Source organism: Streptomyces sp. NPDC018263 (assembly GCF_055562575.1).
Window position 1 is genome coordinate 265,354 of sequence record NZ_JBVHFA010000007.1, and the last position, 24,742, is coordinate 290,095.

Below are 24,742 nucleotides of genomic sequence, written 5' to 3' on the forward strand. Positions count from 1 at the left end.
CTGCGGGTACGCGCCGGTCAGGCTCGGGTGCCGCTTCCGGTGTCCTTGCCGCCCTTGCTCCGCAGGGCCAAGGTCACGCCGGCCGCGCCGAGAATGACGATCCCGGCGATGGTCGCGGTACGGGTCCAGTCGGTGTCGTCGTCCGGTGCCGGGGAGGTGGCGGCCGCGACGGGGATCGCGGAGTGCGTGGGCTCCGGGGTGGCGCGCAGCCCGTCCAGCGAGCCCACCGGGTCCACCCGGCCGGCGGCGGCGAAGCCCCAGTCCAGCAGTTGGCGGGCCTCCTCGTAGACGGCGAGTCCGCCGCCCTCCTGAGGGTTCATCACCGTGACCACCAGGGTGCGGCCGCCCCGGCGGGCGGCGGCGACCAGGGTGTTGCCCGCGTTGCTGGTGTAGCCGTTCTTGATCCCGATGATGCCGGGGTACGGGGCGACACCGTCCTCGCCGCTCAGCAGCCGGTTGGTGTTCTCGATGGCGAACGGCCAGCCGTCACCGGGGAACTCGGCCTGCGCGGTGGAGCAGTACCGGGCGAAGTCGGGGTTGTGCAGCCCGGCCCGGCCGAACACCGCCAGGTCGAACGCCGAGGACACCTGGCCGGGGGCGTCGTAGCCGTCCGGGGAGATCACATGGGTGTCCATCGCGCCCAGCGTGCGGGCCTTGGCCTGCATCTTGGCGACGGTGGTGTCCACACCGCCGTCCAGGGCCGCCAGTACGTGCACGGCGTCGTTGCCGGAGCTGAGGAACACGCCGCGCCACAGATCCGCCACCTGATAGGTGTGGCCCTCCTCCACCCCGACCAGGCTGCTGCCCTCGCCGACGTCGGCCAGCTCCTGGTAACTCACCTTGTGCTGCTGGGTCGCGGGCAGCGTCGGCAGGACGGTGAGAGCGAACAGGGTCTTCAGGGTGCTCGCGGGTGGCAGCTTGCGGTGCGCCCCGTCGGCGGCGAGCACATCACCGCTGCCGGCGTCGGCCACCAGCCAGGACAGCGCCGAGACCTGCGGGGTCTCGGGAGCACCGGCGCGGGGGCGCACCTGGACGCCGGAGTCGTAGAGCAGGGACGGCTGCGGGACGGCCGCCCGTGGTGCGGGCGGCGCGGGTTCCCCGCCGCTTCCGGTGGCGGCGGCCGCGGGCGCGAGGGCCAACGCTCCCACCATGCACAGGGAACAGACGGAAACGGTCGCCCGACGTGAGAATCCGGTGCTCATATGATCAACGTAGGAAGGTCGGCGAGGTGCGGCGAGCTGCCCGCGCCGGACGGCTGACCCGAGCAACCCGGATGCCACACTCGGGGACCATGCGGCGGTGCTCCCTGGGTGGCTGCTGTGGGTGGGCTGTGAACACACCCCTACGTGCGTCGACGTCTGACGGGGCGACATGGTGCGGCGCCACATGGTGGGGTGTCACATGGTGTGGCGCCACATGGTGTGGCGCCACATGTGCCCCGCCCCTATGACCCGTGTCCGGATGCCGTAACGATCCCGGTCGAGCGGGATACCCGCGCGCCGACTGTGCCCTATCGTCACGACATGTCCACGCCACCGCAGCAGCCCGCGCAGCCCGCCGACGGGCCGCCGCAGCCCGGACCGCCCGCGCAGCCGCCTTCGGTCCCGCCCCAGCCGACCGCATACCCCTACCCGAGCCCGCAGTCGACTCCGCCGAGCCCCCAGTCCGCGCCGCCGGTCCCGCAGGCGCCTCCGCCGGGCCCGTTCCAGCAGCCGACGATGCCCGTCGCACCCCAGCCGGGGAACCCCTACGCCCAGCCCCCGCAGTACGGGCCCCCGCCGTTCCCGCCCGCGGCCGGCGGAAGCGGTGCCGCAGGACGGGCGGTGCTCTGGGCCGCCGTCGGAGCGGTCGTGGCCTCCGCCGCCTGGGCCGCCGGCGTCTTCCTGATCGGCGCCGCAGCGAACGCGGCCGACCTGCGCGGCTACGCGGCCCCCTCCGACCTCTGCTCCCGCGCGGACTACGGCTCCTTCAAGGACGAGTACACCGCGAGCGACACCACCCCGACCCACAGCTCCCTCAAGGACCGCGCGCTGGAGGAGAGTTACTGCAGCGCGAGCCTGAAGAAATCCGGCTCCTCCTACGCCGACGCCTACCTCTCCCTCCAGGTCGACCTCCACAAGAAGACCGACCCGGGGCCCGAGTTCACCGCCACCTGGAAGAACTACGGGCGCAGCCACACCGGTTACGACGTCGACGCGGTCGAGGACATCGGCGACGAGGCGTACCTCGTCAGCCAGGACACCACCACCGGCACCTCCTCCGGCTCCCGCTACGCCACCCTCGCCGTCCGCGACGGCTGGGTCACCTACACGATGACCTACAGCGCCTACCTCTCCTCGTACGACCCCGACAAGGACCCCCCGAAGATCGACGAGATCTCCGACTGGCTGAAGACGGACACCCGCAACACCCTGGACCGCCTGAAGGACTGACAGGGCTTACGCCGTGACGGCCGCCGGGGCAGACTTCCCGTCATGCCCACCTACTCCGCGCCCGACGGCACCCGGCTGGCCTACCGCACTCTCGGCGCGGGGGACGGTGACCCGGTGGTCTGCGTGCCCGGCGGCCCCACCGACTCCCGCTACCTGGGTGACCTCGGCGGCCTGACCGGGCACCGGCGGCTGGCCGTCCCCGACCTGCGCGGCATCGGCCGCTCCGCGACCCCCGACGACCCCGCCTCCTACCGCTGCGACCGGCTCGTCGACGACATCGAGGCCCTCCGTGTCCACCTCGGCCTGGAACGGATGGACCTGCTCGGCCACTCCGCGGGCACCAACATCGCCACGCAGTACGCCGCCCGCCACCCGCACCGGGTGCGCCGCCTCGCCCTGATCGGACCCAGCACCCATGCGGTCGGCCTGGACATCACGGGCGAGAGCAGGCGCCAGGTCGCCCGTCTCCGCAAGGACGAACCGTGGTTCCCGGCGGCCTTCGCCGCACTGGAGGCCATCACCCAGGGCACCGGCACGGACTGGGACGCCATCAGCCCCTTCTTCTACGGCCGTTGGGACGCCACGGCCCAGCGGCACCATGCCGAGAGCCGCCCGGCGAACATGGAGGCCGTCACCCGCTTCGGCGAGGAGGGCGCCTTCGACCCGCCGGCCACGCGCACCGCGCTCACCGAGGTGACCGCGCCCGTCCTGCTGCTCACCGGCGAGTTCGACCTGAACAGCCCGCCCGAGGCCATCGCGGGAATCGCGGAACTCTTCGCCGACGCGCGGCTCGCCGTCCAACCCGGAGCGGGGCACTACCCCTGGCTGGACGACCGGCACGGCTTCACGGCGGTCGTCGCCGGCTTCCTCGGCCGCCCCTGATCCGGCAGACGTACCCCCTACGCTGGAGCCATGTTCAGCCCCGAAGGTCCCACCACGCGTGAACTGGCCGTGCAGGCGCTGTCGTCCGTGGAGCGGGGGTACGACCTGCTGGCGCCCAAGTTCGACCACACGCCGTTCCGGACGCCCGCGTCGGTGCTGGACGCGGTGGGTAAGGCGCTCGGGCCGCTGGGGCCCTTCGAGGACGGGCTCGATCTGTGCTGCGGCACCGGAGCCGGTCTCTCGGTGCTGGGCGGGGTGTGCCGTCGGAGTGTCACCGGGGTCGACTTCAGCGCGGGCATGCTCGACGTGGCCCGGCGGGGACAGGGGGAGGACGTCGCCCTGGTGCGGGCCGACGCCCGCGCGCTGCCGTTCGTCGACGCCTTCGACCTGGTCGTCAGCTTCGGAGCGTTCGGGCACTTCCTGCCCCGTGAACTGCCCGGCCTCTTCGCCCAGGTCCACTCGGCGCTGCGGCCGGGCGGGCGGTTCGCCTTCCCGGTGGTGGCGCCGCCCCGGCCGTCCACCCCGGCGTACTGGATGCTGCTCGGCTTCGACGCGGTGATGCGGGTGCGCAACGCCGTGTGGCGGCCGCCCTTCGTCATGTACTACCGGGCGTTCCGCCTCGGTGACGTACGCCGGGAACTGGAGCTGGCCGGGTTCACCGTGGAGTTCCGGCCGCTCCCGGAGTTCGGGCTGCGGGCCGACGGCAGTCCCCGCGCCCGGCTGGTGACGGCGCGGCGCGGATAGCCGGTACGGCGGCGATCACGCGCGTCGTCGTGTCCACGCCGGGCCGGTGCGCGCCCAGGCGCGTTCCCACTCGGCCAGCCGGTGCCGCAGCGCGATCCGACGCTCCACCGCATGGGCCAGGAGCACGATCGTGGCCGTGCCGCCCGCCATGCCCAGGCCGACCGCGACGGTGTGCTGCCAGACCGCCACGTCGTTCGCCGGCGGCGCCACCGCGCGCCCCCGGCTGTCGAACCACACGGTCACCGTGTCCCCGGCCCGCGTCCCGGCCGGCACGTCGGCGACGGCGGTACGCGTCGGGCGGCCCGGCTCCGTCCAGCGGACCTCGGCCCGGTAGCCGTGGCCGCGGTCGCCGTGCACGGTGGGCCGGGACGCGGGCCGGCCGAGCACCACGGCCCGTTCCGCGTGCCGCTCGGCCTGCTGCTCCTCGGCGTGCGTACGCGCCCGGTCGTAGGTGAACAGCCCGGCCGCCGCCCCCGCCAGCGGCGCGGCCACACAGAGCAGGACGGCGACGACGGCCAGCACCCACGCCTCCACCACGTCCGACCGCCGCCGCAGCGGATTGTGCCGCCGACGCGGGCGGTGCGACCGAGTACGCATGTCCACACCCGTCAGGTACCCCGCCCGACGCCCCCTCGCGCATCCCGCGCGCCACCGGCTCCCGCCGGTTCAGCCGAAGCGCTCGATGCGGATGCGGTCCACCGGCTGACCGGCCGCGACGAGCAGACGGGAGGCATGCTCGGCGAAGCCGTTGGAGCCGCATACATAGGCTTCCCACCCGCCCGGCGGCTGCTCGGCCAGGAGCGGCGCCACATGTGCGGCCGACATACGTCCCACCGGTACACCCGCCGGGGCGTTCCGGGTGAACACGGCCGTCGTCTCCGCCCCCAGTTCCCCGGCGTAGATCAGTTCCTCCGGACCGCGCGCCGACACCAGCATCCGCAGCGGAACCGACAGACCCCGGCCGCGATGGTGCCGGACCATCGACATCAGCGGGACGATCCCGGAACCGGCCCCCAGCAGCAGCGCCGGACGGTCGCCCGGCCACGCGAAGAAGCCGCTCAGCGGGCCGCGCACGTCGATCCTGTCACCGGGCCGCGCCACCGTGTGGAACCAGCCGGAGACCTCGCCGTCCGGCACCCGGTCCAGGGTCAGCTCGATGTGCCCGGAGTCGTCCGGCGCGGAGGCGATGGAGTAGTGGCGCTGCGCCACATAACCGTCGGCGGCGGTCAGCCGCAGCATCAGGTGCTGTCCCGGCAGATGGCCCGCCCACTCCGGCACCGCGAGCCGGAACGTCGACGCGTACGGCGTCTCCCGCCGTACCTCGGTCAGCGTGGCCGTCTGCCAGGCGGCTGCCACCTGCTCGCTCACCGCGATACGGCCCGGCACCGCGAAGCGGACCGAGGGAGCGGCGGCTGTCCCCGGCGTCCCGTACATCTGCTCAGTCACCCCGGTACCGCTGTTCCTCCCACGGGTTGCCCCGCTCGTGATAGCCGTTGCCCTCCCAGAAGCCCGGCTCGTCGTGATCGAGGAGGGTGAGGCCGGCGATCCACTTCACGCTCTTCCAGAAGTACAGATGCGGCACGATCAGCCGGGCCGGGCCGCCGTGCTCCGGGGCCAGCGGCACCCCGTCGTGCTCCCGGGCGATCCAGGCCCGGCCACCGGTGAGGTCGGCCAGCGGCAGGTTCGCGGTGTAGCCGGTGTGCGAGCGGGCCAGCACATGGGTGGCGGACACATGTGGCCGCACCACAGCGAGGAAGGTGTCCAGCGAGACCCCGCCGAAGCGCACCCCGAACTTGGACCACCCGGTCACACAGTGGATGTCACCCTCGTACTCGGAGCCGGGCAGGGCCTCTGCCTCGTCCCAGCTCCACGTGTGCGGCCGCTCCACCAGGCCGTCGACGCGGAAGGACCAGTCGGCGGGAGCCAGGCCGGGGGTGACCTCGGCGGACAGGACGGGCCAGTCGTCGCCCGCGTCGTACTGCCCGGGAGGCAGTCCCGGACGGGAGACGCGCCGGCGGCCCGTGAAGCCTCGGGTGACGTTCATGGCTCAACCGTACGCCCCCGCCACGGACCCCCCGCCCCTGGTCAGTGCCCCGGCACGCGACCTCGGCCACACTCCGGACACCCTCGGGAATAGCCGTCCCGCCGCCGTACTTGGGGACAAGTGCCGGCGCTCCGCCGCGCCGGCGCAGGACGAGCGAAACGAGGACGTGAGGATGCCCGAGGCGTACGTCTCCCCGCGGTACGACGGCCGGGAGGCCGACACCCCGGCCGGTGCGGAGCCCGGCCCCGCCGGCACCAAGGCCCCGCACCCGCTCGACAACGCCGCCCGCGCCTCCCTCACCGGCCCGCACGCCCACTTCGCCGAGCGGCACGGCCGGGTGCTCCGGTACCCGGTCGAGGTCTCGCCCTGGCTGGCCCTGCCCGACGCACCCGAGCCCGCCGACTGGGCCGGGATCGCCGCGCTCGCCGGACCCGGTGGCGAGGTACCCCTGCTCGGCTACCGGGGCCCGGTTCCGGAGGGCTGGGAGATCACCTTCGACGTGGCCGGCGTGCAGATGGCGGACGACGGCGTGGCCGGCGTCCCGGACCCGGAGGCGGTCCCGCTCGGCCCCGCCGACGTGCCCGAGATGCTGGACCTCGTCGCGCGCACCCAGCCCGGCCCGTTCATGCCGCGCACCATCGAGATGGGCACCTACCTCGGCCTCCGGCGCGACGGTGCGCTGATCGCCATGGCGGGGGAACGGCTGCACCCGCCGGGCTGGACCGAGATCAGCGCGGTCTGCACCGACCCCGCCTTCCGGGGCGAGGGCCTGGCCACCCGGCTGATCCTCGCCGTCGCGCACGGCATCCGCGAGCGCGGCGAGCGCCCGTTCCTGCACACCGGCGCGGGCAACACCGGCGCCATCCGCCTCTATGAGACCCTCGGCTTCCGGCACCGGCTGGACACCCGCTTCTTCGGCGTGCGCGTACCGCTCGGGGCGTGACCGGCCCCTACTCGGGGGACGACCCCGCGTTGTACCGCTCCAGGTACGCCGCGAAGCGGACCAGGTCGTCCTCCGGCCAGTCGGCGAGCCGTTCCCTGAAGGCGGCCCGGCGGCTGCGGGTGACCTGGGCCAGGATCTCCTCGCCCGCCCCGGTGAGATGGAGCACCTGCACGCGGGCGTCCTCCGGGGCGAGCCGCCGCTCGATCAGCCCGGCCCGCTCCAGCGCGCTCACCTGACGGCTGACCGTCGACTTGTCCAGTGCGTAGTGCGCGGCCAGGTCGGTCGCCCGGCAGCCCCCGCGCTCCTCCAGATGCCCCAGCAGCGTGTACGACACCAGCGACAGCTCGGGATGCATACGCCCCGCCGAGGCGCGGGCCCGGCGCGCGAACGACGTCATCTCCCGCTGGATCGTCTCGACGGCCGCGTCCGCCGCCGTCATGAGATCACCTGCGCCATGAGAACCCCTTCACGGAACTCCTCCGACTTCACGGAACTCCTCCGACCTGTTCTCCGACCCGTTCCCACCATTCTGGTTGTATAGTACAACTTGAACGTGAGTTGTATAAGACAACCATTGGAGGTTCCGGTCGATGAAGTCACCGGCACTGCGTCATGTGCTCACGCACCTGATCACCCCCCTGCTGATGTGCATAGGTATGGGGCTCGCCTATATGGGTGCCTTCGTCACCCCGGAGCCCCACCACATGCCGGTGGCCGTGGTCGGCGCCGGACCCGAGGCGAAGGTCTTCGCGCAGACGGTGAAGGACACGGCGGGGGACAAGCTCGACGTCCGTACCGTCTCGTCCCGGGCCGCCGCCGTCGAGCTGGTCGAGCACCGGGATGTCACCGGTGCCTATGTGCCCAGCGCACATAAGCCCGAGCTGATCGTGGCGACCGCCGCGTCCGACATGGGCGCCACCGCCGTCGAGAAGGTCTTCACGCCGGTCGCCGCGCGGCAGGGCACCCCGCTCAAGGTCACCGACATCGCCGAGCCGGTCTCCGACGACCCCACCGGCCAGGGCCTGTTCTTCCTGCTGATCGCCGTCAGCATCGGCTCCTACGCTTCCGTCGCCGCCATCGGCGCGGCCGGTGCCGCGCTCGCCGTACGGGTGCGCGCGCTCATCGCGGTCGGTACGGCCGCCGTGGTCGCCGGCATCGGCGCCCTGCTCGCCGGGCCGGTGTTCCACCTGGCCCACCACGACCTGGGCACCTTGTGGGCCATGGCATGGCTGTACTCGGCGGGCATCCTGCTCATCGGCGTCGGCCTGCACACCTTCCTCAAGCGCTGGACCACGCTGGCCATGATGGTGCTGTTCGTGATGCTGAACTTCACCAGCTCCGGCGGGCTGTTCCGGCCCGAGCTGCAGAACGGGTTCTTCGGCACCCTGCACGCCTTCTGGAACGGCGCCGGATTCGTCGAGGGCATCCGCTCGCTGCTGTACTTCGGCGACGACGGCATCGCCCGCAACGTCTGGACCCTCGTCGCCTGGCTGGCCGTCGGCATCGCCGTCACCGGGATCGCCGCCCTCTGGGAGCGCCCCGCCCGCCGGGCCCTCGCGGCAGCGCCGGCCACTCAGGAAACCCCCGCCCCCGAGGCCCGACGGGAGGCCGAACGCGAGGCCGAGGAGGAGACCGAGGAGAGCGTGGCCGTCTGAGCCACGACCGAGGTACGGCCACCGGCCGCGCCAGAGACCCGGCTCCGCCCGGGCACCCCGGCACGGTATGGTGGCCGTCCGGTCGCGCGGAGTGCGCGGCCGGTGCGACCGAGGAGGTGAGAGTCATCAACGCTGTGTCAGCCAGGGCGCTCTCTCCTCGCTCCCCTGCCGTGTGACGGCCGGACCGACGCGACGGTGACCGCGGGAGCGCCCTGAGGCCCCAGGTCCCCGAAAGGCTCCAGGCTCTTATGGCCGCCGTGCCCGCATCACCCGCTCCGCTCGCCGACCCCTTCTCCCTCGTCGCCGCCCTGCGCGCCGCCGGCTGTGTCTTCGCCGAGGACGAGGCCCGGCTCATCCTCGCCACCGCCCGCACCGCCGCCGAGGCCACCGCGATGGCCGAGGCCCGCGCCTCCGGGCTCCCGCTCGAACACGTCCTCGGCTGGGCCGAGTTCCACGGCCTGCGCATCACCGTCGAACCCGGCGTCTTCGTACCCCGCCGCCGCACCGAGTTCCTGGTGGACCAGGCCCTCGCCCAGGCGCCCGACGCCCGCGTGGTCGTCGACCTGTGCTGCGGCTCCGGCGCCCTCGGCACTGCCCTGGCCGTCGCGCTCGACGGCGCCGAGGTGCACGCCGCCGACATCGACCCGGCCGCCGTACGCTGCGCCCGCCGCAACCTCGCCCCCCACGGGGGCCGCGCCCACACCGGCGACCTCTACGCGGCGCTCCCCGCCGCACTGCGCGGCCGTATCGGCATCCTGACCGCCAACGTGCCCTACGTGCCCACCGCCGAGGTCCCCCTGCTCCCCGCCGAGGCCCGCGACCACGAACCGGCGGTCGCGCTCGACGGCGGGCCCGACGGACTCGACGTCCTGCGCCGGGTCGCCGCCGGAGCTGCCGAGTGGCTGGCCCCCGGCGGGTGCCTGCTCTCCGAGACCAGCGCCCGCCAGGCGCCCGCCGCCACCGACGTCTTCACCCGGGCTGGGCTCGCCACACATGTGGCGGTCTCACATGAGTGGGACGCACATGTGGTGATCGGCGTGCGGTGATGTGCGCCTATGGGCCTGCGCCCTATGTGCGCCTACGCCAGGTCACGGGCCCGCGCGATGAGGACGGCCACGTCGTCGTGGTTGTCGGGCTCGTACAGCGTCTCCAGGAGCAGCCGGCAGACCTCCTCCAGCGGGCGTTCCGCAGAGCCGTCCAGCAGCGACAGCAGCCGCTCCAGCCGCTCGTCCAGGGAGTGGCTGCGGGTCTCCACCAGGCCGTCGGTGTACAGCACCAGCTCGTCGCCCGGCTCGAAGTCGACGGTCACGGTGGCGAACTCCACCCCGCCCACCCCCAGCGGCACCCCCGTGGGCAGATCCAGCAGCTCCGGCGGCCGGCCCGGCCGGACGCGCACCGGCGGCAGATGCCCGGCGTTGGCGATCAGACACCGGCCCTGCCGGGGGTCGTGCACGGCGTACACACAGGTGGCGATGGAGTGCTCGGTCGCCGCCGTCGCCTTGTCGAGCTGCTCCAGCAGCAGTGACGGATCGAGGTCGAGGGAGGCCAGCGTGGTGGTGGCGGTGCGCAGCAGGCCCATGGTGGCGGCCGCGCTGATGCCGCTGCCCATCACGTCGCCGACCACCAGCGCCGTCTTGTCGCCCTCCAGCGGTATGACGTCGAACCAGTCGCCGCCGACCTCGCTGGTGGACCCGGCCGGCTGGTAGCGGGACGCCACCTCGAGACCCGCCGTCACCGGCGGATGGCTCGGCAGCAGGCTGCGCTGGAGGGTGAGCGCGGTGCTGCGGGCGTTCTGGTACCAGCGGGCGTTGTCGATCTGCACCGCCGCCCGCGCCGCCAGCTCCCGCGCCAGCAGCACGTCGTCCTCGCCGAAGGGCTCCGGGTTGCGGGTCCGCTTCAGGTCCAGCGCACCCAGGATCTCGCCGCGCGCGATCAACGGCACCGCGAGGTACGAGTGCAGCCCCGCCCGGCTCAGCATGACGGCGGCCTCGGGGGAGCGGGCGATGCGCGGCAGGTCCTCGTCCTTCACCCGGGGCACCAGCACCGCCTCGCCGGTGCGCACGCACTCGGTGACCAGCCGGTCCGGGCCGTACCAGGCGATCCCACCGGGGCGGTCGGCCGCCCGGGTGGCGTCGCCGCCGTCGTCCGGGCGGACGGCGAGCGCGCGGATCACGGCGGCCTCGGCCGGGCCGAGCGTACTGCGTCTGCCCTCCACCACCGCGTCCAGGAGGTCGACGGCGGCCACGTCGGCCAGCGCGGGTACGGCGACCTCGGCCAGCTCGCAGGCGGTGCGCTCCAGCTCCAGCGTCGTACCGATCCGGGCGGAGGCGTCCGCGATCAGGGCGAGCCGGCGCCGCGCGTTCTCCGCCTCCACCGCCGCCCGGTGCTGCTCGGTGATGTCGGTCAGCGACAGCGCGATACCGAGCACATTGCCGAGCGAGTCGTCCAGGCGGTACAGGGACAGCGACCACGTGTGCTCCGCGTCCGGGTCGGCCGGGGTACGGCCCACCACGGTCCGGTCGATCACCGGGTCCCCGGACGTCAGCACCTCCCGCAGCGCCTCCTCCGCCACGTCGGCGTCCAGCAGCGGCAGCACCTCGCGCAGCATCCGCCCCTCGTGCCGCTCGGCGGGGACCCCGCTGAGTCGCTCCAGCGCGGGGTTCACCGAGACGAACCGCAGCCCGGTGTCCAGGACGGCCAGCCCGAGGGGGGACTGGTGCACCATCCGCTCGGACAGCGCCACGTCGTGCTCCAGGCGCCGTACCGTCGACTGGTCCGCGGCCAGGCCCAGCGCGTACACGTCGCCCCGCTCGTCCAGCAGACGCATGTTGCGGAACTCCACCAGCCGGGTGGTGCCGTCCTTGCGGCGGATGGGGAAGCCGCCCGCCCAGCTCTGCCCGGTGCGCATCACGTCCTCGAACAGCTCACCGACCAGCCCGATGTGCCGTTCGTGCACCATCAGCCGGGCCGCGTACCGGCCGAGCGCCTCGTCGGCGGTGTAGCCGAACAGCTCCTCGGCCTGCGGGCTCCACAGCACGATGCGGCCCCGGCCGTCCAGCACCACGGAGGCCACGTTCAGCATGTCGAGCAGCCCGCCGGGCCGCACCGGGCCGCGCTCGGGCCCGCCGTTCCCGGCCGCCTGAGTCTCGGCTGCACTCATGCCACGCACCGCCTTCGCCCGTCCGCACGGCACGCCGTCCCCCGTGCCGACTCCCCTTGTTGTACCGCGCTCACACCCGGCGTGCCGAGGGCTGTGGCCCCCGCACACCTCCGCATCCACCATCCCGCACTTCGGCCCCGGGCGTACTCCCGGGCCCCGGCGGCCCCGTGACGCACGGTGCGCCTGTCATCCGACGAGACGACAGAGTTCACCGTCATCTTCCCTTGTTGGTCTGTACATGCCTACGCCGCCGGGCCAGACTGTCCGCCGACCGAGTGCCACCACCCCCCATGACCGAGGAGTCGGCCCATGCCCTCGCCTGCCCGAAAGCGCCGCCACGCCTTATCCGCCGGACTCGTCACCCTGGCCACCGCCGCCGCCGTCTCGCTGGGCGCCGCCGCCCCCGCCTCGGCGGCGGACACCTGGACCGAGACCGGTTCCGACCGCGCCGACCCGCTGACCGAGAGCCAGGGCCTGACCTCCGTGGAGGTCCCGGCGAACAGCCCCAACCGCTACACCGGCATCGGCACCATCCCGGTCGGCGTCTCCAGCCGGGGCTGGAACCACGTCGGCGACCCCGACGCCTCGTACAACGGCTACTACGTCGAGCCCTACCAGCGGGACTCGGGCAACACCAAGATGTACCGGGTGCAGGCGCCCGGCGGAGCCTGGTCGGAGTACGTGCACACGCTCGCCCCCGGCGAGGCGATGAACAACTCCTGGTCCGCCATCTCTCCCGACGGCCAGTGGATGCTCTCCGGCGAGTGGGGCACCATGAACCGCCTGCTGGTCTTCCCCACCCCCGGCGTCAACCCCGCCACCTCGCCTTCGGCCGACCTGAAGCTGGCCTCCCAGGTCACCCTGGACCACCCGGTGCGCGACGTGCAGGGCTGCGACTTCTCCGGGCCCACCACGCTGCTCTGCTCCTCCGACGACCCGGAGGGCACGCTGTTCGGCATGACCAAGCCGCTCCTCCAGATCGACCTGTCGGCGGCGCCCAACGGCACGTCCGACGTGTCCGGCCATGTCACCGCCCTGCGCCAGTTGCCGCTGCGCAGCTCCTGCTCGGGCAGCTTCGAGACCGAGGGCGTCGACTACGACCGGCGCAGCGGCATCCTGCGCGTGATCGTCGTCTCGCCCGGGTTCTGTGTGATCACGGACAGCAAGACGTACAAGTTCACCCGGAGCTGATCTCGCCGGTCCGCCCCTGTCCGGGGGATGACCGGCGCCGGCCGGGGTACCCGAGCCGTGCGCACGGCCAGGAAAGGAGCGGACATGACGAACCCGGAGGCATCGCACCCGGAAACCGTCTCGGTGGAGATCAGCGGGTGCTCGCCGGACGACGCGCGCGTGGTCTTCGATGTGCTGAGCGCCTGCTTCGCATCGGACCGTGACGCGGGCGAGACCCCGCAGGCGCAGGACGAGGCACGCCCGACGGTGTGGCTCGGCACGTACGACATCGCGGACTCCCACACCGGGAACTGCCCGCCGGCCAAGCTCAGCGCGTCCGTCCAGGCGGACGTACAGGGCGGGTACTGGGCGGTGAACCGGTTCCGGGAGGCGCTGGACGAGATGTTCACGGTCCAGGAGACCGCCACGGCCTCCGGCGACCAGGAGCGGGAACTCCACCTGCTGCTGGGCAGCCGCTGACCGACCCCTCGTACGAAGTGCCCCGGCCGACCCCCGTCGGCCGGGGCACTCTGCTGTGTGGGCTGCGCCTGTGTGGGCGGCGCCCATGTGCCCTCCGTCCCACCCTTATGCAACTAGTTGCAAAAAGGTGAGCGCTTGCTCTACAACAAGAGGCGACCGCATCCCCACGGAGGGCCCGATGAGCCGTTACCCGCACCTGTTGTCCCCGCTCGACCTGGGATTCACCACCCTGCCCAACCGCGTCCTCATGGGCTCCATGCACGTGGGCCTGGAGGAGGCCGAGCGCGGCTTCGAGCGGATGGCGGCCTTCTACGCGGCCCGCGCACGCGGCGGAGTGGGCCTCATCGTCACCGGCGGCATAGCCCCCAACGACGAGGGGCGCCCCTACGAGGGCGGCGCCAAGCTCACCACCGAGACCGAGGCGGAGCAGCACCGCCTCGTCACCGACGCCGTCCACCGGGAGGGCGGACGCATCGCCCTGCAAATCCTGCACTTCGGCCGCTACGCCTACCACCGCGACCTGGTCGCCCCGAGCCCGCTCCAGGCCCCGATCAGCCCCCACGTCCCCCGCGAGCTGACCGACGCCGACGTCGAGCGGACGGTCGAGGACTACGTCCGCACCGCCCGCCTGGCCCGGCAGGCCGGGTACGACGGCGTGGAGATCATGGGCTCCGAGGGCTACCTGATCAACGAGTTCATCGCCGCGGGCACCAACCAGCGCACCGACCGCTGGGGCGGCTCGTACGAGAACCGGATGCGCTTCCCGGTCGAGATCGTGCGCCGGGTCCGCGAGGCCGTGGGCGAGGACTTCATCATCATCTACCGCCTGTCGATGCTGGACCTGGTCCCCGGCGGCTCCTCCCTGCCCGAGGTCGTCACCCTCGCCAAGGCGGTCGAGGCGGCCGGCGCCACCATCATCAACACCGGCATCGGCTGGCACGAGGCCCGTATCCCCACCATCGCCACCTCCGTGCCGCGCGGCGCCTACACCTGGGTCACCAAGAAGCTCATGGGCGAGGTGTCCGTACCGCTGGTGACCACCAACCGCATCAACACCCCGGAACTCGCCGAGGAACTGCTCGCGGACGGCCGCGCCGACATGGTGTCCGTGGCCCGCCCGATGCTCGCCGACCCGGACTTCGTCGCCAAGGCCGCCGAGGGCCGCCCCGAGGCCATCAACACCTGCATCGGCTGCAACCAGGCGTGCCTGGACCACACCTTCGGCGGCAAGATCACCTCCTGCCTGGTCAACCCGCGCGCCTGCCACGAGACCGAGCTGGTGCTCACCCCGACCCGGCTGCGCAAGCGCGTCGCCGTCGTCGGCGCCGGACCCGCCGGCCTCGCCTGCGCGGTCTCCGCCGCCGAACGCGGCCACCAGGTCACCCTGTTTGACGCCGCGAACGAGATCGGCGGCCAGCTCAACGTGGCCCGCAAGGTCCCCGGCAAGCAGGAGTTCGACGAGACCCTGCGCTACTTCCGCCACCAGCTCGACACCCACGGCGTCGACGTACGTCTCGGCACCTGGATCACCGCCGGTGACCTCGACGCGTACGACGAGGTCGTGGTCGCCACCGGTGTCACCCCGCGCACGCCGGACATCCCGGGCATCGATCACCCGCGCGTCGTCGGCTACCTCGACGTGCTGCGCGACAACGCCCCCGTCGGCGACCGGGTCGCCGTGCTCGGCGCGGGCGGCATCGGCTTCGACGTGGCCGAGTTCCTCACCGACGCCGGCGACAAGGCGCACGAGGACCCCGAGACGTACTTCCGTACGTGGGGCGTCGACATGGACTACGCGGCCCCCGGCGGCCTCACCGCACCGAGCCGCCCCGCGTCCCCGCGCACCGTCCACCTCCTCCAGCGCAAGGCCACCAAGGTCGGCGCCGGACTCGGCAAGACCACCGGCTGGATTCACCGCACCGAGCTGAAGCACCGGGGCGTCACCATGGTCCCCGGCGTCCGCTACGACCGGATCGACGACGCCGGACTGCACATTACCGTCGGCGAGGAGAGCCACGTCCTCGAGGTCGACACCGTCGTCCTGTGCACCGGCCAGGAGCCGCGCCGCGACCTGTACGAGGAGCTGATCGCGGCCGGAGTCAGCGCCCATCTGATCGGCGGCGCCGACGTGGCGGCCGAACTCGACGCCAAGCGCGCCATCAAGCAGGGCACCGAACTGGCGGCGGCCCTGTAGACACCGCGCGTCCCTAGGATGAGCCCATGTCACTCCCGCACGCCATCCTCACCGCCCTGCTGGAGAAGCCGTCCTCGGGTCTGGAACTGACCCGGCGGTTCGACAAGTCGATCGGCTACTTCTGGCCGTCGACCCACCAGCAGATCTACCGTGAGCTGGGGAAGCTGGAGGCCGACGGGCTCATCCGCGCGCTGCCGTCCGAGCAGCCGGCCCGTGGGCAGAAGAAGAGTTACGAGGTGCTGCCCGCGGGCCGCGAGGAACTGGCCCGCTGGACCGCCGCGCCCCAGGACCCCAAGCCGCTGCGGGACGCGATGCTGCTGCGTATGCGGGCGGCGGCGGTGGTCGGCACGGCGGGCCTGGCGGCCGACATGCGGCGCCATCTGGAGCTGCACCAGGGCCGGTTGGCGGTCTACCAGGAGATCGAGGAGCGCGACTTCCCGCCCGGCCGCGACTCCCCGCAGGACCGGCTCCGGCACCTGGTCCTGCGGGCCGGGATCGACCTGGAGACCTTCTGGGCCCAGTGGCTCGCCGAGGCGCTGAAGGAGTTCCCCGAGCTCGGACCGGACGCCTCCGAGGGCTGATCCGTCAGTACCGCCGGTACGCCTTGGGTCCTCGGCGCAGGAACCAGACGCCCGCGATGACCGCCGACCCCACCAGCGCCGCGCCCACCCCGAGGGTGAGCGTGCCGTAGTCGCGGGTGGCGCCGCCGAGACCCCCGGCCACACCCCGCGAGGGCGCGGCCGTGGCCACGCGGGTCGGCGTCGGTGTGGTGGCCGCCGACACGTTGACCACCTGGCTGCCCGCCGACACGCCGTTGGAGCACCGCACCGTGACCGTGTACGTCCCCGGTGCCACCCCCGCCCAGGCGGCCGACTGACTGGCCGTCGTACCGGTGAGCGCCACCTGCCGTCCCTGGGCGAAGCTCGTCTGCCCGCTGCCCAGCAGCGAGGCGGTGCCCCAACTGCCGCTGTTCAGGGCGCAGGCACTGGTCACCACCGACACGTTGGTGCCCGTCGTGCTGACCGAGATCCCGGCCGCCGCGGCGGCCGGCCCGGCGAGCGCCAGCGGCACCGCGACGGCGGCCAGGGGCGCGGCGGAACGGAAGAGAAGTCGTATGTAACGCATGGGCTCGCCTCCGGCGGCACGGTGGCGGTACGTCCCGTGCGCCGCCGGGGTCGGGAACAGCCGTGCCACCCCAGAAGCAGCCAACGCGGCCCGGCGGGGCGCCGCATGCGCAGGGCGTCCGCCCAGGTGACGCGCTCCGCCGTCCGGGCGGTCAGCGGCCCGTGGTGACGGTCCGTTCCGCGGAGAAGCCGCCCCAGGTGCCGTCCGGCAGCCGGGCCCGCAGCCGCACCCGGTGCACCTCCCCGGCCTTCCGCCCGGCGTACAGGCTGTGGTGCGCCCGGCCGGACGGCGGGGTGCCGCCCCACACCAGCGAGCTGTCCGTGCCCCGGTCCAGACGGATCTGGTACTCGGTGATCACCCCGTCCACCTTCGGCGGGTCCCAGGACAGATCCAGGTAGTACGACCCGGCTGTGTGGCGCGAGACCACGTCGAACCCGGTCGGCGCGGTGCCCCGGCGGTCGTCGGCGCCCGGTGTGGTGAGCCGGACCGGGGTGCTCGCGGGGGAGAGGTTCCCCGCCGCGTCCTGGGCCCGGACGGAGAAGGCGTAACGGGTACCGGGACGCAGCCCGGTGACCACGGTGGCGGTCTGGGCCCCGCCCACGGTGTGGATCGTCACCCCGCTCTGCTGGACGGCGTACGAGCGCACGCCCTGGGCGTCGTGCGCGGCCGCCCAGGACAACTGAACCGCACGGCCGTCCACCACCTTGCCGGTGACCCGTCCGGGACGGCTCGGCGCCACATGGTCCGCGGCCACATAAGCCGGAGTCTGGGCCCGTACCTCGCGGCTCGGCGGTCCGAGACGGCCATCCGCGCTCCGGGCCCGCACGGTGAAGACGTATGGGGTCGACGGCTTGAGCCTGGTGACATCCACCATGTGCTGCGCGGCCGGTACTTCGGTGACTTTTGTGGGGCCGCGATATACCTCGTAGGTGTGGACGCCGGAACCGACCGCGTTCCACATCACATGGACGCTGGTGGCGCTCCCCGCGTCGGCGGTGACGCCGGTCGGGGCTCCCGGTGCCGGGCCGTCGCCGGACTCGCCGTCGGCCGTTCTGCAGGAGACGGCCAGCAGAAGGGCCGCGCAGACCGGCGTCCAGCGGCAGGGGCGGAGGGGAACACGTCGCACGGCGCTGCCTCCCGGAGGCCCGCATCACGGCAAAGGTCCGGACCAATATGGCGCCCGTGAGGCCGTCCCGGCAAGGGGGCCGCGCTGGTGGGGGCGTCGGGGCGTTACGTATGCTGTGGTCTCTCCGAGGCGTGAACTGCCTCTCTGTGGAGCCCAGTTCATGCCCGTGGCGCGGACACGCTGTCGTCGCCGAATCCGCGCCGACGCGGGCGGCCGGGGGGCGGGCCCTCACCGGTCCGGCCCTCCGGACCCCCGTGAGCTGCTCCATCCGGCCGCAGAACGTGCCCTATCCGGCCGCAAAGCGGCAAGCCGTACGCGTCTCTCGCCACCCGCGTGGGTGATGGTGTCCGGAATGTCCCCTACGGGAGGTTCTCCAGCGTGCGTTTTCCGTCGTTGGTGCCGGTCCTGGCCGGTGCCGCCCTGCTCGCCCCGACGTCGCCACCCGCCGCTGCCGTACCCCACGGCGCCCGCCACGAGGCGCCGGTGACCGCCGCCGAACTGCGGGCCAGGACGCTGGACTGCGCACAGATCTCCCACGGCCGCTACCGCGAGGACGCGGGCGGGCCCGCCAAGGTCCGGGTGTGCGGCACCCGGAGCGCGGTGTTCTGGAAGGCGGACCTGGACATCGACTGCGACGGCCGGCCCGGCACCCGCTGCAACCGCCGCACCGACCCGTACTTCTCCCCGGCCACCGCCTTCCCCCAGTCCGACGGCCGTCCCCTCGACGCCGAACGGCTGCCCTACATCGTGATTCCGCCCGCCAGCGCCCTCTGGGACCACCGCGCCCACGGTGTCCGGGGCGGCTCGGTGGCCGCCGTCCTCTACCGCGACCGGGTGCGTTACGCCGTCGTCGGCGACACCGGCCCCCGCGACATCATCGGCGAGGCGTCCTACGCCACGGCGCGCGCCCTCGGCATCGACCCCGACCCGCGCGTCGGCGGTGCCCCGTCCGGCGTCACCTACATCGTCTTCCGCGACACGCAGGCCCGGCCCATCGAGGACCACGAGGACGCGGTCGCCCAAGGGGAGGAACTGGCCCGTAAGTTCGTCGGGCGCACGGACTGACGGCGTGCGGGCCGGCCCCCGGCGGCGGGACCGGCCCGGCGCTCACACCTTGCGGTAGGCGTACGCCTCGCTCGCTGCTGCCACCACCGCGTCCAGGTCCGCACCCGTCGCGGCCGTCACCACGGCGGCCACCGCGCCCTCCACGAACGGGGCGTCCACCAGGCGGGTGTCCGCCGGGAGTTCATCGCCCTCGGCGAGCAGCGCCTTCACCGTGAGCACCGCGCTGCCCAGGTCGGTGAGGACCGCGACCCCCGCGCCCTGGTCCACGGCGGCGGCCGCCGCGGAGATCAGCTCCGCGCTGGTGCCGAAGCCGCCGCCCTCCGTACCGCCCGCCGCGGCGACCGGCACCGAGGTGGCACCGCCCGCCAGGGCCTTCGCCAGCCCGGCCACCGACTCGGCGACCTCGGCGCTGTGCGACACCAGCACGATCCCGACATGCCGCTCCTCACTCATCGGAGCCTCCCTCCGCCGCGGTCACGAGCGCGGCGATCAGCAGCGCCGAGGAGGTGGCGCCGGGGTCCTGGTGGCCGATGCTGCGCTCTCCGAGATAGCTCGCCCGGCCCTTGCGGGCCTGCATCGGAGTCGTCTCCACCGCGCCGGACTCGGCGGCCCGGCGCGCCGCGTCGAAACCGTCGCCGAGCACGTGCACGGCCGGGATGAGCGCGTCCAGCATCGTCTTGTCACCCGGCGCCGCCCCGCCGAGCGCCTTCACCCCGTCCACCCCGGCCCGCAGCGCCTCCGCCAACTGCGCCTCGCTGACCTCGGGCGCGTCCCCGAGCACCTTCCCGGCCCGGCGCAGCAGCGTGCCGTACAGCGGGCCGGAGGCGCCGCCGACCGTCGAGATGAGCTGGCGTCCGGCGAGTGTGAGCACGGCACCGGGGGTGTCCGGCGCCTCCTTCTCCAGGGTGGCCAGCACGGCCGCGAAACCGCGCTGGAGGTTGCTGCCGTGGTCCGCGTCGCCGATGGCCGAGTCGAGCGCGGTGAGCCGCTGCGCCTCCCGGTCGACGGACGCGGCGGTCGCCGTTATCCAACGGCGGAAGAAGTCGGCGTCGAGCACTGGATCTCCTTGGCTGGTAGGGATGTTGACCACTGACTCCGCCGTATCACATCCCCCAGCGCAGGGCCGGTGTCCGGACCGGCGCGTCCCACAGCCGCAGCAGTTCCTCGTCGACCTGGCACAGGGTGACGGAGGCGCCCGCCATGTCGAGCGAGGTGACGTAGTTGCCGACGAGGGTGCGGGCGACGGCCACGCCCCGCTCCGCCAGCACCCGCTGCACCTCGGCGTTGAAGCCGAACAGCTCCAGCAGCGGGGTGGCGCCCATGCCGTTGACCAGGACCAGCACCGGGCCGCGCGGTGTCATGTCGTCCAGGATGGCGTTCACCGCGAAGTCGGCGATCTCCCCGGAGGTCATCATCGGGCGCCGCTCACGGCCCGGCTCACCGTGGATGCCGATGCCCAACTCCAGCTCGCCGGGCGGCAGATCGAAGGTGGGGGAGCCCTTGGCCGGGGTGGTGACGGCGCTCAGGGCCACACCGAAGCTGCGCGAGCTGTCGTTCACCTGGCGGCCGATGGCCTCCACCCGCTCCAACGGCTGCCCCTCGGCCGCCGCCGCGCCCGCGATCTTCTCCACGAACAGGGTCGCACCCGTGCCGCGCCGGCCCGCCGTGTAGAGGCTGTCGGTCACGGCCACGTCGTCGTTGACCAGGACCTTGCCGACCTGGATGCCCTCGTCCTCGGCCAGCTCGGCGGCCATGTCGAAGTTGAGCACGTCGCCGGTGTAGTTCTTCACGATGAACAGCACCCCGGCCCCGCTGTCCACGGCCGCCGCGGCCCGCGCCATCTGATCGGGCACCGGCGAGGTGAACACCTCACCCGGACAGGCCGCCGCCAGCATCCCGGGCCCGACGAACCCGCCGTGCAGCGGCTCATGCCCCGACCCGCCGCCCGACACCAGCCCCACCTGCCCGGCCACCGGCGCGTCGCGCCGGACGATCACCCGGTTCTCCACATCCACGTTCAGATCCGGATACGCGGCCGCCATCCCCCGTAGCGCATCGGCCACCACGGTCTCCGGGACATTGATCAACATCTTCATCGGTGTCTCCTGGTGAGAGCTAGCAGACGGGCCCCTGACCAGCGTTTCTGCTGGTCAGGTTGGGTAAGCTCGATTTTTGATCTTGGCGGTCCTGATGCTGACTTCGTGCCGACTTTCGTGATGGAGTGCCAGGTGTCGATGGGTGATCTGGGACGTCGTGATTGAAGTACTACTGTCGGAAGTATCGACCTTGCGGCTGCGAAGGTCACGTGGAGTGCGACAGGTGCTTGTACGCGCTCCGCACGCCTCCGTCGCGCGCTGGGCGGGCGTCAGCTCAGGCATTGCGGGGTGTCTGCTGCCCGCTCGACCTGTAGGGGCCCTGATGGGTGCGGGTCGTGCAGTGAGTGCGGCGAGGTAGCAGAATCGCCGCCCGCCCTACGAAGGGCCGGATCGTCCATTGGGGTGATTTTGGCGGTGAGAGGCAGGCAGGCGGGCGCTTCCATGGAAAAAGACCTGGTATGGCCGACTTTGCCATGAAGCGCCGGGTTCGATGTGACTGCTGAGAATGACTGCCTCGTGGGTGTAAGCCTGTTTCGAAAGTCGACTTGGTCCTGAATTATCAGGCGCCATGTGGATGTGAGGCGCGAGCAGTTGCGGGCTCGGGTTAGTCAAAAATGCCTGATCAGGTGGTTCGGACCAGTGTTAGCGTCGCCGACATGCCCGAACTGGTCACACCCACAGGTCAACTCCTTTCCTCATGGCTCGCCGCGCGCGACGAGTGGCCTCCAGGTGCCCACCAGGACGGCACCGGCTTGCGTCTTGCGCCGGACGGCGACCTCGCCAGCCCCGAGGTTTTCTCGGCGTGGGTCGAGCAACTGAAGCAGCAGTCGGACAAGTCAGTTGCTGTAGGAGAAGGGCGCGTCCACGCCACCCACTGGTGGATCGTCGAGGGCGACAGCTATCTGGGAGCCATCGATCTACGGCACTACCTGAACGCCCTGCTGCTCGATGTCGGCGGGCACATCGGCTACAGCATTCGTCCCTCCGCCCGAAGACGCGGCTTGGCCACGTGGGCCCTCGGTGCGGTTCTGCCCCAGGCCCGCGCGCTCGGCTTGGATCGGGTCCTCGTCACCTGCGACGACGGCAACGTCGGATCGGCACGCAGCATCGAGCGCAACGGTGGCGTCCTGGAGGATGTCCGCACCACCGGCGCGGGCATCAAGCGCCGCTACTGGATCACTCTGTAGGCAGTGGCGCAGCCGGGCTGGTCACAGCCACTCGTTGATGACTGGACCAGCACGGTCACCTCGTAGCGGACGGCGAGTTTGTCGTAGCGCGTGGCCACCGCGCGGTGGCGTTTGAGGCGGTTAATCCGGCACTCGACTGCGTGGCGCTCGCGGTAATCGGTCTTGGCGAACTTCGGCGGTAGGGCGCCGCGAGAGCCGAGGTTCTTACGATTTCGGACGCGGTCCGCCGGAACCGGAATGGTGGCCTTGATGCCGCGTCTGCGCAGGTAGGCGCGGTTCTTGCGCGAGTCGTGCGCCTTGTCCGCGCGGACTCGGTCCGGCCGCTTTCGGGGGCGCCCGAGCCTCAGCCGGGGCACCCGGATCGCTCCCAGAACCGGCTCGAACCGCGGCGCAGAGTGGACTTTTCTGGTCAGCCCGCCGCGGGATCGCCCGAGCCCGTGATCATCCAGCTCGGCGACGATCCCTCCGGGCGGCTCCTTTCCGGAGATCCCCCTTTTCACCGCCCCGGCGGCGTGCTGGTGGGCCCGGCCCCGGCACACCGTGGAGCCGATGTTCACGTCCCAGGTGGCCAGGCCCTAGACATCCGACTCGGCCTGGAGCTGGGTCACCGCTGTTAGTGCCGGAACAGGTCATAGACCCGGTCCCGCGACCCGTAGCGATTCGGCGCGTCGCGCCACGGGGCACCAGTCCGCGTCCGCCGCCGTATGCCGTTTATCAACTGCCGCCGTGTCCAAACCTGCGGACGACCCGGCTTGATGCCCTGCGCCAGCGACGGCTGCAGCCGGGCCCACTGGCCATTCGCCAGATCCCCACGTCCTACGACGTGTGATCATCCATGACCAAGATCGACTTTCGCAAAGGCCCTAGGCCGATGGCAGAGTGCCGAACAGCCGATGGCTTCCGTTGTCCTAAAAGAGCGTTTTGTCCCGTCAGAAGTGTTTGGTAAGTCGCGCGGTGTCAGCGGGTTGGGGCCACGCGCGGAAGCGTGTGAGGATCCGCTCGTGGAGTGCGATGTGTGTGGAAGGGCGATGTGGCGATGGCCGGTGCAGCCGACTGTGCCGCAAGAGGAGGTCTGGTCCTGTTCCTGGTGCCATGCCGTCACGCATGTGGGTGGCGAGTGGTTCGAGGTCTCGCGGCCGCCGTACTTGCCCGCGGGGATGCGCTGGGAGAGGGCCGTCGCGGACGGCCTTCCCGCCGATGTCTCCCACGCCTTCGGCGTCTTCGACAGGACGTTGTGCGGAATCCAGATAGCCGGTATGTCGCCTTCGGATCACTGGTGGCTGCCGGAGCGGGAGAACGCCTGTAGCGCCTGCCGGGAGGCGGCGGGTGTCATTGATGACCGCTGGTCGCAGGAAATGAGGGACGAGGACGCGCGGGTCAGCGTGGCCCGGCGGCTATGAGTCCTTCCAGTTCGGAGTCGATTCTCGTGTGAGCCTGCGGCTCATCAGGTCGATCATCGGGATGCGGATCATTGCTTCGGAGCGGTGTGGGTGGGTTTCGTAGTCGCGGGCGAGGCGGCGGTGGTTCATGAGCCAGCCGAAGGTCCGCTCGACGACCCAGCGCCGTGGGGTGACCTTGAGGCCTTTCTGGCCCGGGTCGCGGGGGGTGACCTCGGCGTCGATGCCGAGGATGGCGCCGTGTTCGATGGCCTTGATCCGATAGCCGGTGTCGGCCCACGCTTTGGTGATCGTGGGGTGGTCCTTGGCGATGTGGGAGAGCAGGTGGATGCCGCCGGCGTTGTCGGAGACGCTGGCCGCGGTGACCCAGACCGTGAGGAGGAGGCCGAGGGTGTCGACGCCGATATGGCGCTTGCGTCCGGCGATCTTCTTGCCCGCGTCGATGCCTTGCCCGGCGGTCGGGACGTTGGCAGAGGTCTTGACACTCTGGGCGTCCAGCACGCACGCGCTCGGTTCGGCGTCCCGGCCCGCGGCCTCCCGAACTAGTCGGCGAAGCAGGCCGTTGAGCTGGTCGAACACGCCGTCCTTCTGCCAGGCGGCAAAGTATCCGTAGACGGTTTCCCGCGGCGCGAAGTCGTGGGGAAGGTAGCGCCAGGGGATCCCGGTGCGGTCCACATACAAGACCGCGTCCATGATCCGACGCAGGTCGTGCTCGGGTGGCCGCCCGATGTCCAGGCCCTTCCCTCTCCGCTCGGCCCGCCAGGTCGACAGAATGGGCTCAAGCAGATCCCATCGGGCATCGGACAGGTCACTCGGGTACGGCCGCTGTCGGGACACGTTTCGATAGTCCCGTCAGCAGACACGCAGCCACAGGGCGCAAACAGGGGTGACTGGGGGCGCCTTGGGATCAGACAGGAGCGAACGGGCGGAAGCGTCTCCAGCAATCGAGTCAGCCGTCTCTCACATCACGGATAGCGACCCTAGCCTCAGCCGTCCCAACCCGCTCTGCCACCCATAACGGCACCAAATCTCCCTGACAGGA

At 72.1% G+C, this 24,742-nt stretch carries 24 protein-coding genes and 1 pseudogene; 12 read left to right on the top strand and 13 right to left on the bottom strand.

Annotated elements, in window-relative coordinates; all coding sequences use genetic code 11:
• Positions 1-17 precede the first annotated feature (17 nt).
• The gene (locus ACZ3HQ_RS21695) at positions 18-1,202 is read right to left on the bottom strand and encodes a D-alanyl-D-alanine carboxypeptidase family protein (RefSeq protein ID WP_467513196.1); all 1,185 of its coding nucleotides are present in this window, start codon (positions 1,200-1,202) and stop codon (positions 18-20) included.
• A gap of 321 nt (positions 1,203-1,523) precedes the next feature.
• On the opposite strand from ACZ3HQ_RS21695, the gene ACZ3HQ_RS21700 reads away from it, so the two are divergent.
• Genes ACZ3HQ_RS21700 through ACZ3HQ_RS21710 form a run of 3 tightly spaced genes read left to right on the top strand, consistent with a single transcriptional unit; the run spans position 1,524 to position 4,058 of the window.
• The gene (locus tag ACZ3HQ_RS21700) at positions 1,524-2,432 is read left to right on the top strand and encodes a hypothetical protein (protein ID WP_467513198.1); all 909 of its coding nucleotides are present in this window, start codon (positions 1,524-1,526) and stop codon (positions 2,430-2,432) included.
• Positions 2,433-2,474: 42 nt separating this feature from the next.
• Positions 2,475-3,314, top strand: a complete 840-nt coding sequence (locus ACZ3HQ_RS21705) for an alpha/beta fold hydrolase (protein ID WP_467513200.1) — start codon at positions 2,475-2,477, stop codon at positions 3,312-3,314.
• A gap of 30 nt (positions 3,315-3,344) precedes the next feature.
• On the top strand, positions 3,345-4,058 hold the full coding sequence (locus ACZ3HQ_RS21710) for a class I SAM-dependent methyltransferase (protein WP_467513202.1): 714 nt from the start codon (positions 3,345-3,347) through the stop codon (positions 4,056-4,058).
• 15 nt (positions 4,059-4,073) lie between these two features.
• Here ACZ3HQ_RS21710 and ACZ3HQ_RS21715 read toward each other — a convergent pair whose 3' ends face one another.
• From ACZ3HQ_RS21715 to ACZ3HQ_RS21725, 3 genes are all read right to left on the bottom strand, one after another.
• A complete protein-coding gene (locus tag ACZ3HQ_RS21715; RefSeq protein ID WP_467513204.1) occupies positions 4,074-4,655 on the bottom strand; it encodes an Rv1733c family protein in 582 nt (193 codons plus the stop codon).
• Between the two features lie 69 nt (positions 4,656-4,724).
• Positions 4,725-5,492, bottom strand: a complete 768-nt coding sequence (locus ACZ3HQ_RS21720) for a ferredoxin reductase (RefSeq protein WP_467513552.1) — start codon at positions 5,490-5,492, stop codon at positions 4,725-4,727.
• A 4-nt stretch (positions 5,493-5,496) separates the two neighbouring features.
• On the bottom strand, positions 5,497-6,102 hold the full coding sequence (locus ACZ3HQ_RS21725) for a sulfite oxidase-like oxidoreductase (RefSeq protein WP_467513205.1): 606 nt from the start codon (positions 6,100-6,102) through the stop codon (positions 5,497-5,499).
• Between the two features lie 172 nt (positions 6,103-6,274).
• Between ACZ3HQ_RS21725 and ACZ3HQ_RS21730 the strand changes: the two genes are divergently transcribed.
• On the top strand, positions 6,275-7,045 hold the full coding sequence (locus tag ACZ3HQ_RS21730) for a GNAT family N-acetyltransferase (protein WP_467513207.1): 771 nt from the start codon (positions 6,275-6,277) through the stop codon (positions 7,043-7,045).
• 7 nt (positions 7,046-7,052) lie between these two features.
• Here the strand turns inward: ACZ3HQ_RS21730 and ACZ3HQ_RS21735 are convergent, their stop codons facing one another.
• Entirely contained in the window at positions 7,053-7,484 is a 432-nt protein-coding gene (locus ACZ3HQ_RS21735) for a MarR family winged helix-turn-helix transcriptional regulator (protein ID WP_467513208.1), read from the bottom strand.
• 151 nt (positions 7,485-7,635) lie between these two features.
• Between ACZ3HQ_RS21735 and ACZ3HQ_RS21740 the strand changes: the two genes are divergently transcribed.
• Together ACZ3HQ_RS21740 and ACZ3HQ_RS21745 are read left to right on the top strand one after the other, a co-directional pair.
• Positions 7,636-8,700: an ABC-2 transporter permease gene (locus ACZ3HQ_RS21740; RefSeq protein WP_467513209.1), complete on the top strand. Its 1,065-nt coding sequence runs from the start codon at positions 7,636-7,638 to the stop codon at positions 8,698-8,700.
• 248 nt (positions 8,701-8,948) lie between these two features.
• Positions 8,949-9,746: a putative protein N(5)-glutamine methyltransferase gene (locus ACZ3HQ_RS21745; RefSeq protein WP_467513211.1), complete on the top strand. Its 798-nt coding sequence runs from the start codon at positions 8,949-8,951 to the stop codon at positions 9,744-9,746.
• Between the two features lie 32 nt (positions 9,747-9,778).
• Here the strand turns inward: ACZ3HQ_RS21745 and ACZ3HQ_RS21750 are convergent, their stop codons facing one another.
• Positions 9,779-11,860, bottom strand: a complete 2,082-nt coding sequence (locus ACZ3HQ_RS21750; RefSeq protein WP_467513212.1) for a SpoIIE family protein phosphatase — start codon at positions 11,858-11,860, stop codon at positions 9,779-9,781.
• A gap of 309 nt (positions 11,861-12,169) precedes the next feature.
• On the opposite strand from ACZ3HQ_RS21750, the gene ACZ3HQ_RS21755 reads away from it, so the two are divergent.
• From ACZ3HQ_RS21755 to ACZ3HQ_RS21770, 4 genes are all read left to right on the top strand, one after another.
• Positions 12,170-13,051 carry a hypothetical protein gene (locus tag ACZ3HQ_RS21755; protein WP_467513213.1) on the top strand — a complete coding sequence of 294 codons (882 nt, stop codon included), beginning with the start codon at positions 12,170-12,172 and terminating at the stop codon, positions 13,049-13,051.
• Positions 13,052-13,135: 84 nt separating this feature from the next.
• A complete protein-coding gene (locus ACZ3HQ_RS21760; protein ID WP_467513215.1) occupies positions 13,136-13,510 on the top strand; it encodes a hypothetical protein in 375 nt (124 codons plus the stop codon).
• Between the two features lie 178 nt (positions 13,511-13,688).
• Positions 13,689-15,704, top strand: a complete 2,016-nt coding sequence (locus ACZ3HQ_RS21765) for an NADPH-dependent 2,4-dienoyl-CoA reductase (protein ID WP_467513216.1) — start codon at positions 13,689-13,691, stop codon at positions 15,702-15,704.
• A gap of 26 nt (positions 15,705-15,730) precedes the next feature.
• Positions 15,731-16,285: a PadR family transcriptional regulator gene (locus tag ACZ3HQ_RS21770; protein ID WP_467513218.1), complete on the top strand. Its 555-nt coding sequence runs from the start codon at positions 15,731-15,733 to the stop codon at positions 16,283-16,285.
• A gap of 4 nt (positions 16,286-16,289) precedes the next feature.
• Here ACZ3HQ_RS21770 and ACZ3HQ_RS21775 read toward each other — a convergent pair whose 3' ends face one another.
• Positions 16,290-16,829: a hypothetical protein gene (locus tag ACZ3HQ_RS21775; protein WP_467513219.1), complete on the bottom strand. Its 540-nt coding sequence runs from the start codon at positions 16,827-16,829 to the stop codon at positions 16,290-16,292.
• 151 nt (positions 16,830-16,980) lie between these two features.
• On the bottom strand, positions 16,981-17,955 hold the full coding sequence (locus ACZ3HQ_RS21780; protein WP_467513221.1) for a fibronectin type III domain-containing protein: 975 nt from the start codon (positions 17,953-17,955) through the stop codon (positions 16,981-16,983).
• A gap of 378 nt (positions 17,956-18,333) precedes the next feature.
• Between ACZ3HQ_RS21780 and ACZ3HQ_RS21785 the strand changes: the two genes are divergently transcribed.
• Positions 18,334-19,020: a glycoside hydrolase family 75 protein gene (locus ACZ3HQ_RS21785; protein ID WP_467513222.1), complete on the top strand. Its 687-nt coding sequence runs from the start codon at positions 18,334-18,336 to the stop codon at positions 19,018-19,020.
• 42 nt (positions 19,021-19,062) lie between these two features.
• Here ACZ3HQ_RS21785 and ACZ3HQ_RS21790 read toward each other — a convergent pair whose 3' ends face one another.
• The 3 genes from ACZ3HQ_RS21790 to dhaK are packed head-to-tail and all read right to left on the bottom strand — an operon-like array spanning position 19,063 to position 21,116.
• Positions 19,063-19,473, bottom strand: a complete 411-nt coding sequence (locus ACZ3HQ_RS21790; protein ID WP_467513223.1) for a PTS-dependent dihydroxyacetone kinase phosphotransferase subunit DhaM — start codon at positions 19,471-19,473, stop codon at positions 19,063-19,065.
• On the bottom strand, positions 19,466-20,077 hold the full coding sequence (gene dhaL / locus ACZ3HQ_RS21795; protein ID WP_467513225.1) for a dihydroxyacetone kinase subunit DhaL: 612 nt from the start codon (positions 20,075-20,077) through the stop codon (positions 19,466-19,468). Before dhaL ends, ACZ3HQ_RS21790 begins: the two co-directional genes overlap by 8 nt.
• 46 nt (positions 20,078-20,123) lie before the next feature.
• Positions 20,124-21,116: a dihydroxyacetone kinase subunit DhaK gene (gene dhaK / locus ACZ3HQ_RS21800; protein WP_450247781.1), complete on the bottom strand. Its 993-nt coding sequence runs from the start codon at positions 21,114-21,116 to the stop codon at positions 20,124-20,126.
• Between the two features lie 656 nt (positions 21,117-21,772).
• Here dhaK and ACZ3HQ_RS21805 point away from each other — a divergent pair.
• Entirely contained in the window at positions 21,773-22,303 is a 531-nt protein-coding gene (locus tag ACZ3HQ_RS21805) for a GNAT family N-acetyltransferase (RefSeq protein ID WP_467513228.1), read from the top strand.
• 21 nt (positions 22,304-22,324) lie between these two features.
• Here ACZ3HQ_RS21805 and ACZ3HQ_RS21810 read toward each other — a convergent pair.
• Positions 22,325-23,108 (bottom strand): annotated as a pseudogene (locus tag ACZ3HQ_RS21810) (transposase).
• Between the two features lie 589 nt (positions 23,109-23,697).
• Positions 23,698-24,537 (bottom strand): IS5 family transposase, encoded by an 840-nt coding sequence (locus tag ACZ3HQ_RS21815; protein ID WP_467513230.1) that lies wholly within the window; start codon positions 24,535-24,537, stop codon positions 23,698-23,700.
• Positions 24,538-24,742: the final 205 nt, after the last annotated feature.

Bases quoted from the DNA above. Each gene is read 5' to 3' on its own strand.
- ACZ3HQ_RS21730 (WP_467513207.1), top strand. From the start codon at position 6,275: ATGCCCGAGGCGTACGTCTCCCCGCGGTACGACGGCCGGGAGGCCGAC.
- ACZ3HQ_RS21750 (WP_467513212.1), bottom strand. From the start codon at position 11,860: ATGAGTGCAGCCGAGACTCAGGCGGCCGGGAACGGCGGGCCCGAGCGC.
- ACZ3HQ_RS21735 (WP_467513208.1), bottom strand. From the start codon at position 7,484: ATGACGGCGGCGGACGCGGCCGTCGAGACGATCCAGCGGGAGATGACG.
- ACZ3HQ_RS21740 (WP_467513209.1), top strand. From the start codon at position 7,636: ATGAAGTCACCGGCACTGCGTCATGTGCTCACGCACCTGATCACCCCC.
- ACZ3HQ_RS21715 (WP_467513204.1), bottom strand. From the start codon at position 4,655: ATGCGTACTCGGTCGCACCGCCCGCGTCGGCGGCACAATCCGCTGCGG.
- ACZ3HQ_RS21770 (WP_467513218.1), top strand. From the start codon at position 15,731: ATGTCACTCCCGCACGCCATCCTCACCGCCCTGCTGGAGAAGCCGTCC.
- ACZ3HQ_RS21700 (WP_467513198.1), top strand. From the start codon at position 1,524: ATGTCCACGCCACCGCAGCAGCCCGCGCAGCCCGCCGACGGGCCGCCG.
- ACZ3HQ_RS21725 (WP_467513205.1), bottom strand. From the start codon at position 6,102: ATGAACGTCACCCGAGGCTTCACGGGCCGCCGGCGCGTCTCCCGTCCG.
- ACZ3HQ_RS21745 (WP_467513211.1), top strand. From the start codon at position 8,949: ATGGCCGCCGTGCCCGCATCACCCGCTCCGCTCGCCGACCCCTTCTCC.
- ACZ3HQ_RS21695 (WP_467513196.1), bottom strand. From the start codon at position 1,202: ATGAGCACCGGATTCTCACGTCGGGCGACCGTTTCCGTCTGTTCCCTG.
- ACZ3HQ_RS21775 (WP_467513219.1), bottom strand. From the start codon at position 16,829: ATGCGTTACATACGACTTCTCTTCCGTTCCGCCGCGCCCCTGGCCGCC.
- ACZ3HQ_RS21790 (WP_467513223.1), bottom strand. From the start codon at position 19,473: ATGAGTGAGGAGCGGCATGTCGGGATCGTGCTGGTGTCGCACAGCGCC.
- dhaK (WP_450247781.1), bottom strand. From the start codon at position 21,116: ATGAAGATGTTGATCAATGTCCCGGAGACCGTGGTGGCCGATGCGCTA.
- ACZ3HQ_RS21760 (WP_467513215.1), top strand. From the start codon at position 13,136: ATGACGAACCCGGAGGCATCGCACCCGGAAACCGTCTCGGTGGAGATC.
- ACZ3HQ_RS21755 (WP_467513213.1), top strand. From the start codon at position 12,170: ATGCCCTCGCCTGCCCGAAAGCGCCGCCACGCCTTATCCGCCGGACTC.
- ACZ3HQ_RS21705 (WP_467513200.1), top strand. From the start codon at position 2,475: ATGCCCACCTACTCCGCGCCCGACGGCACCCGGCTGGCCTACCGCACT.
- ACZ3HQ_RS21720 (WP_467513552.1), bottom strand. From the start codon at position 5,492: ATGTACGGGACGCCGGGGACAGCCGCCGCTCCCTCGGTCCGCTTCGCG.
- ACZ3HQ_RS21765 (WP_467513216.1), top strand. From the start codon at position 13,689: ATGAGCCGTTACCCGCACCTGTTGTCCCCGCTCGACCTGGGATTCACC.
- ACZ3HQ_RS21710 (WP_467513202.1), top strand. From the start codon at position 3,345: ATGTTCAGCCCCGAAGGTCCCACCACGCGTGAACTGGCCGTGCAGGCG.
- ACZ3HQ_RS21805 (WP_467513228.1), top strand. From the start codon at position 21,773: ATGCCCGAACTGGTCACACCCACAGGTCAACTCCTTTCCTCATGGCTC.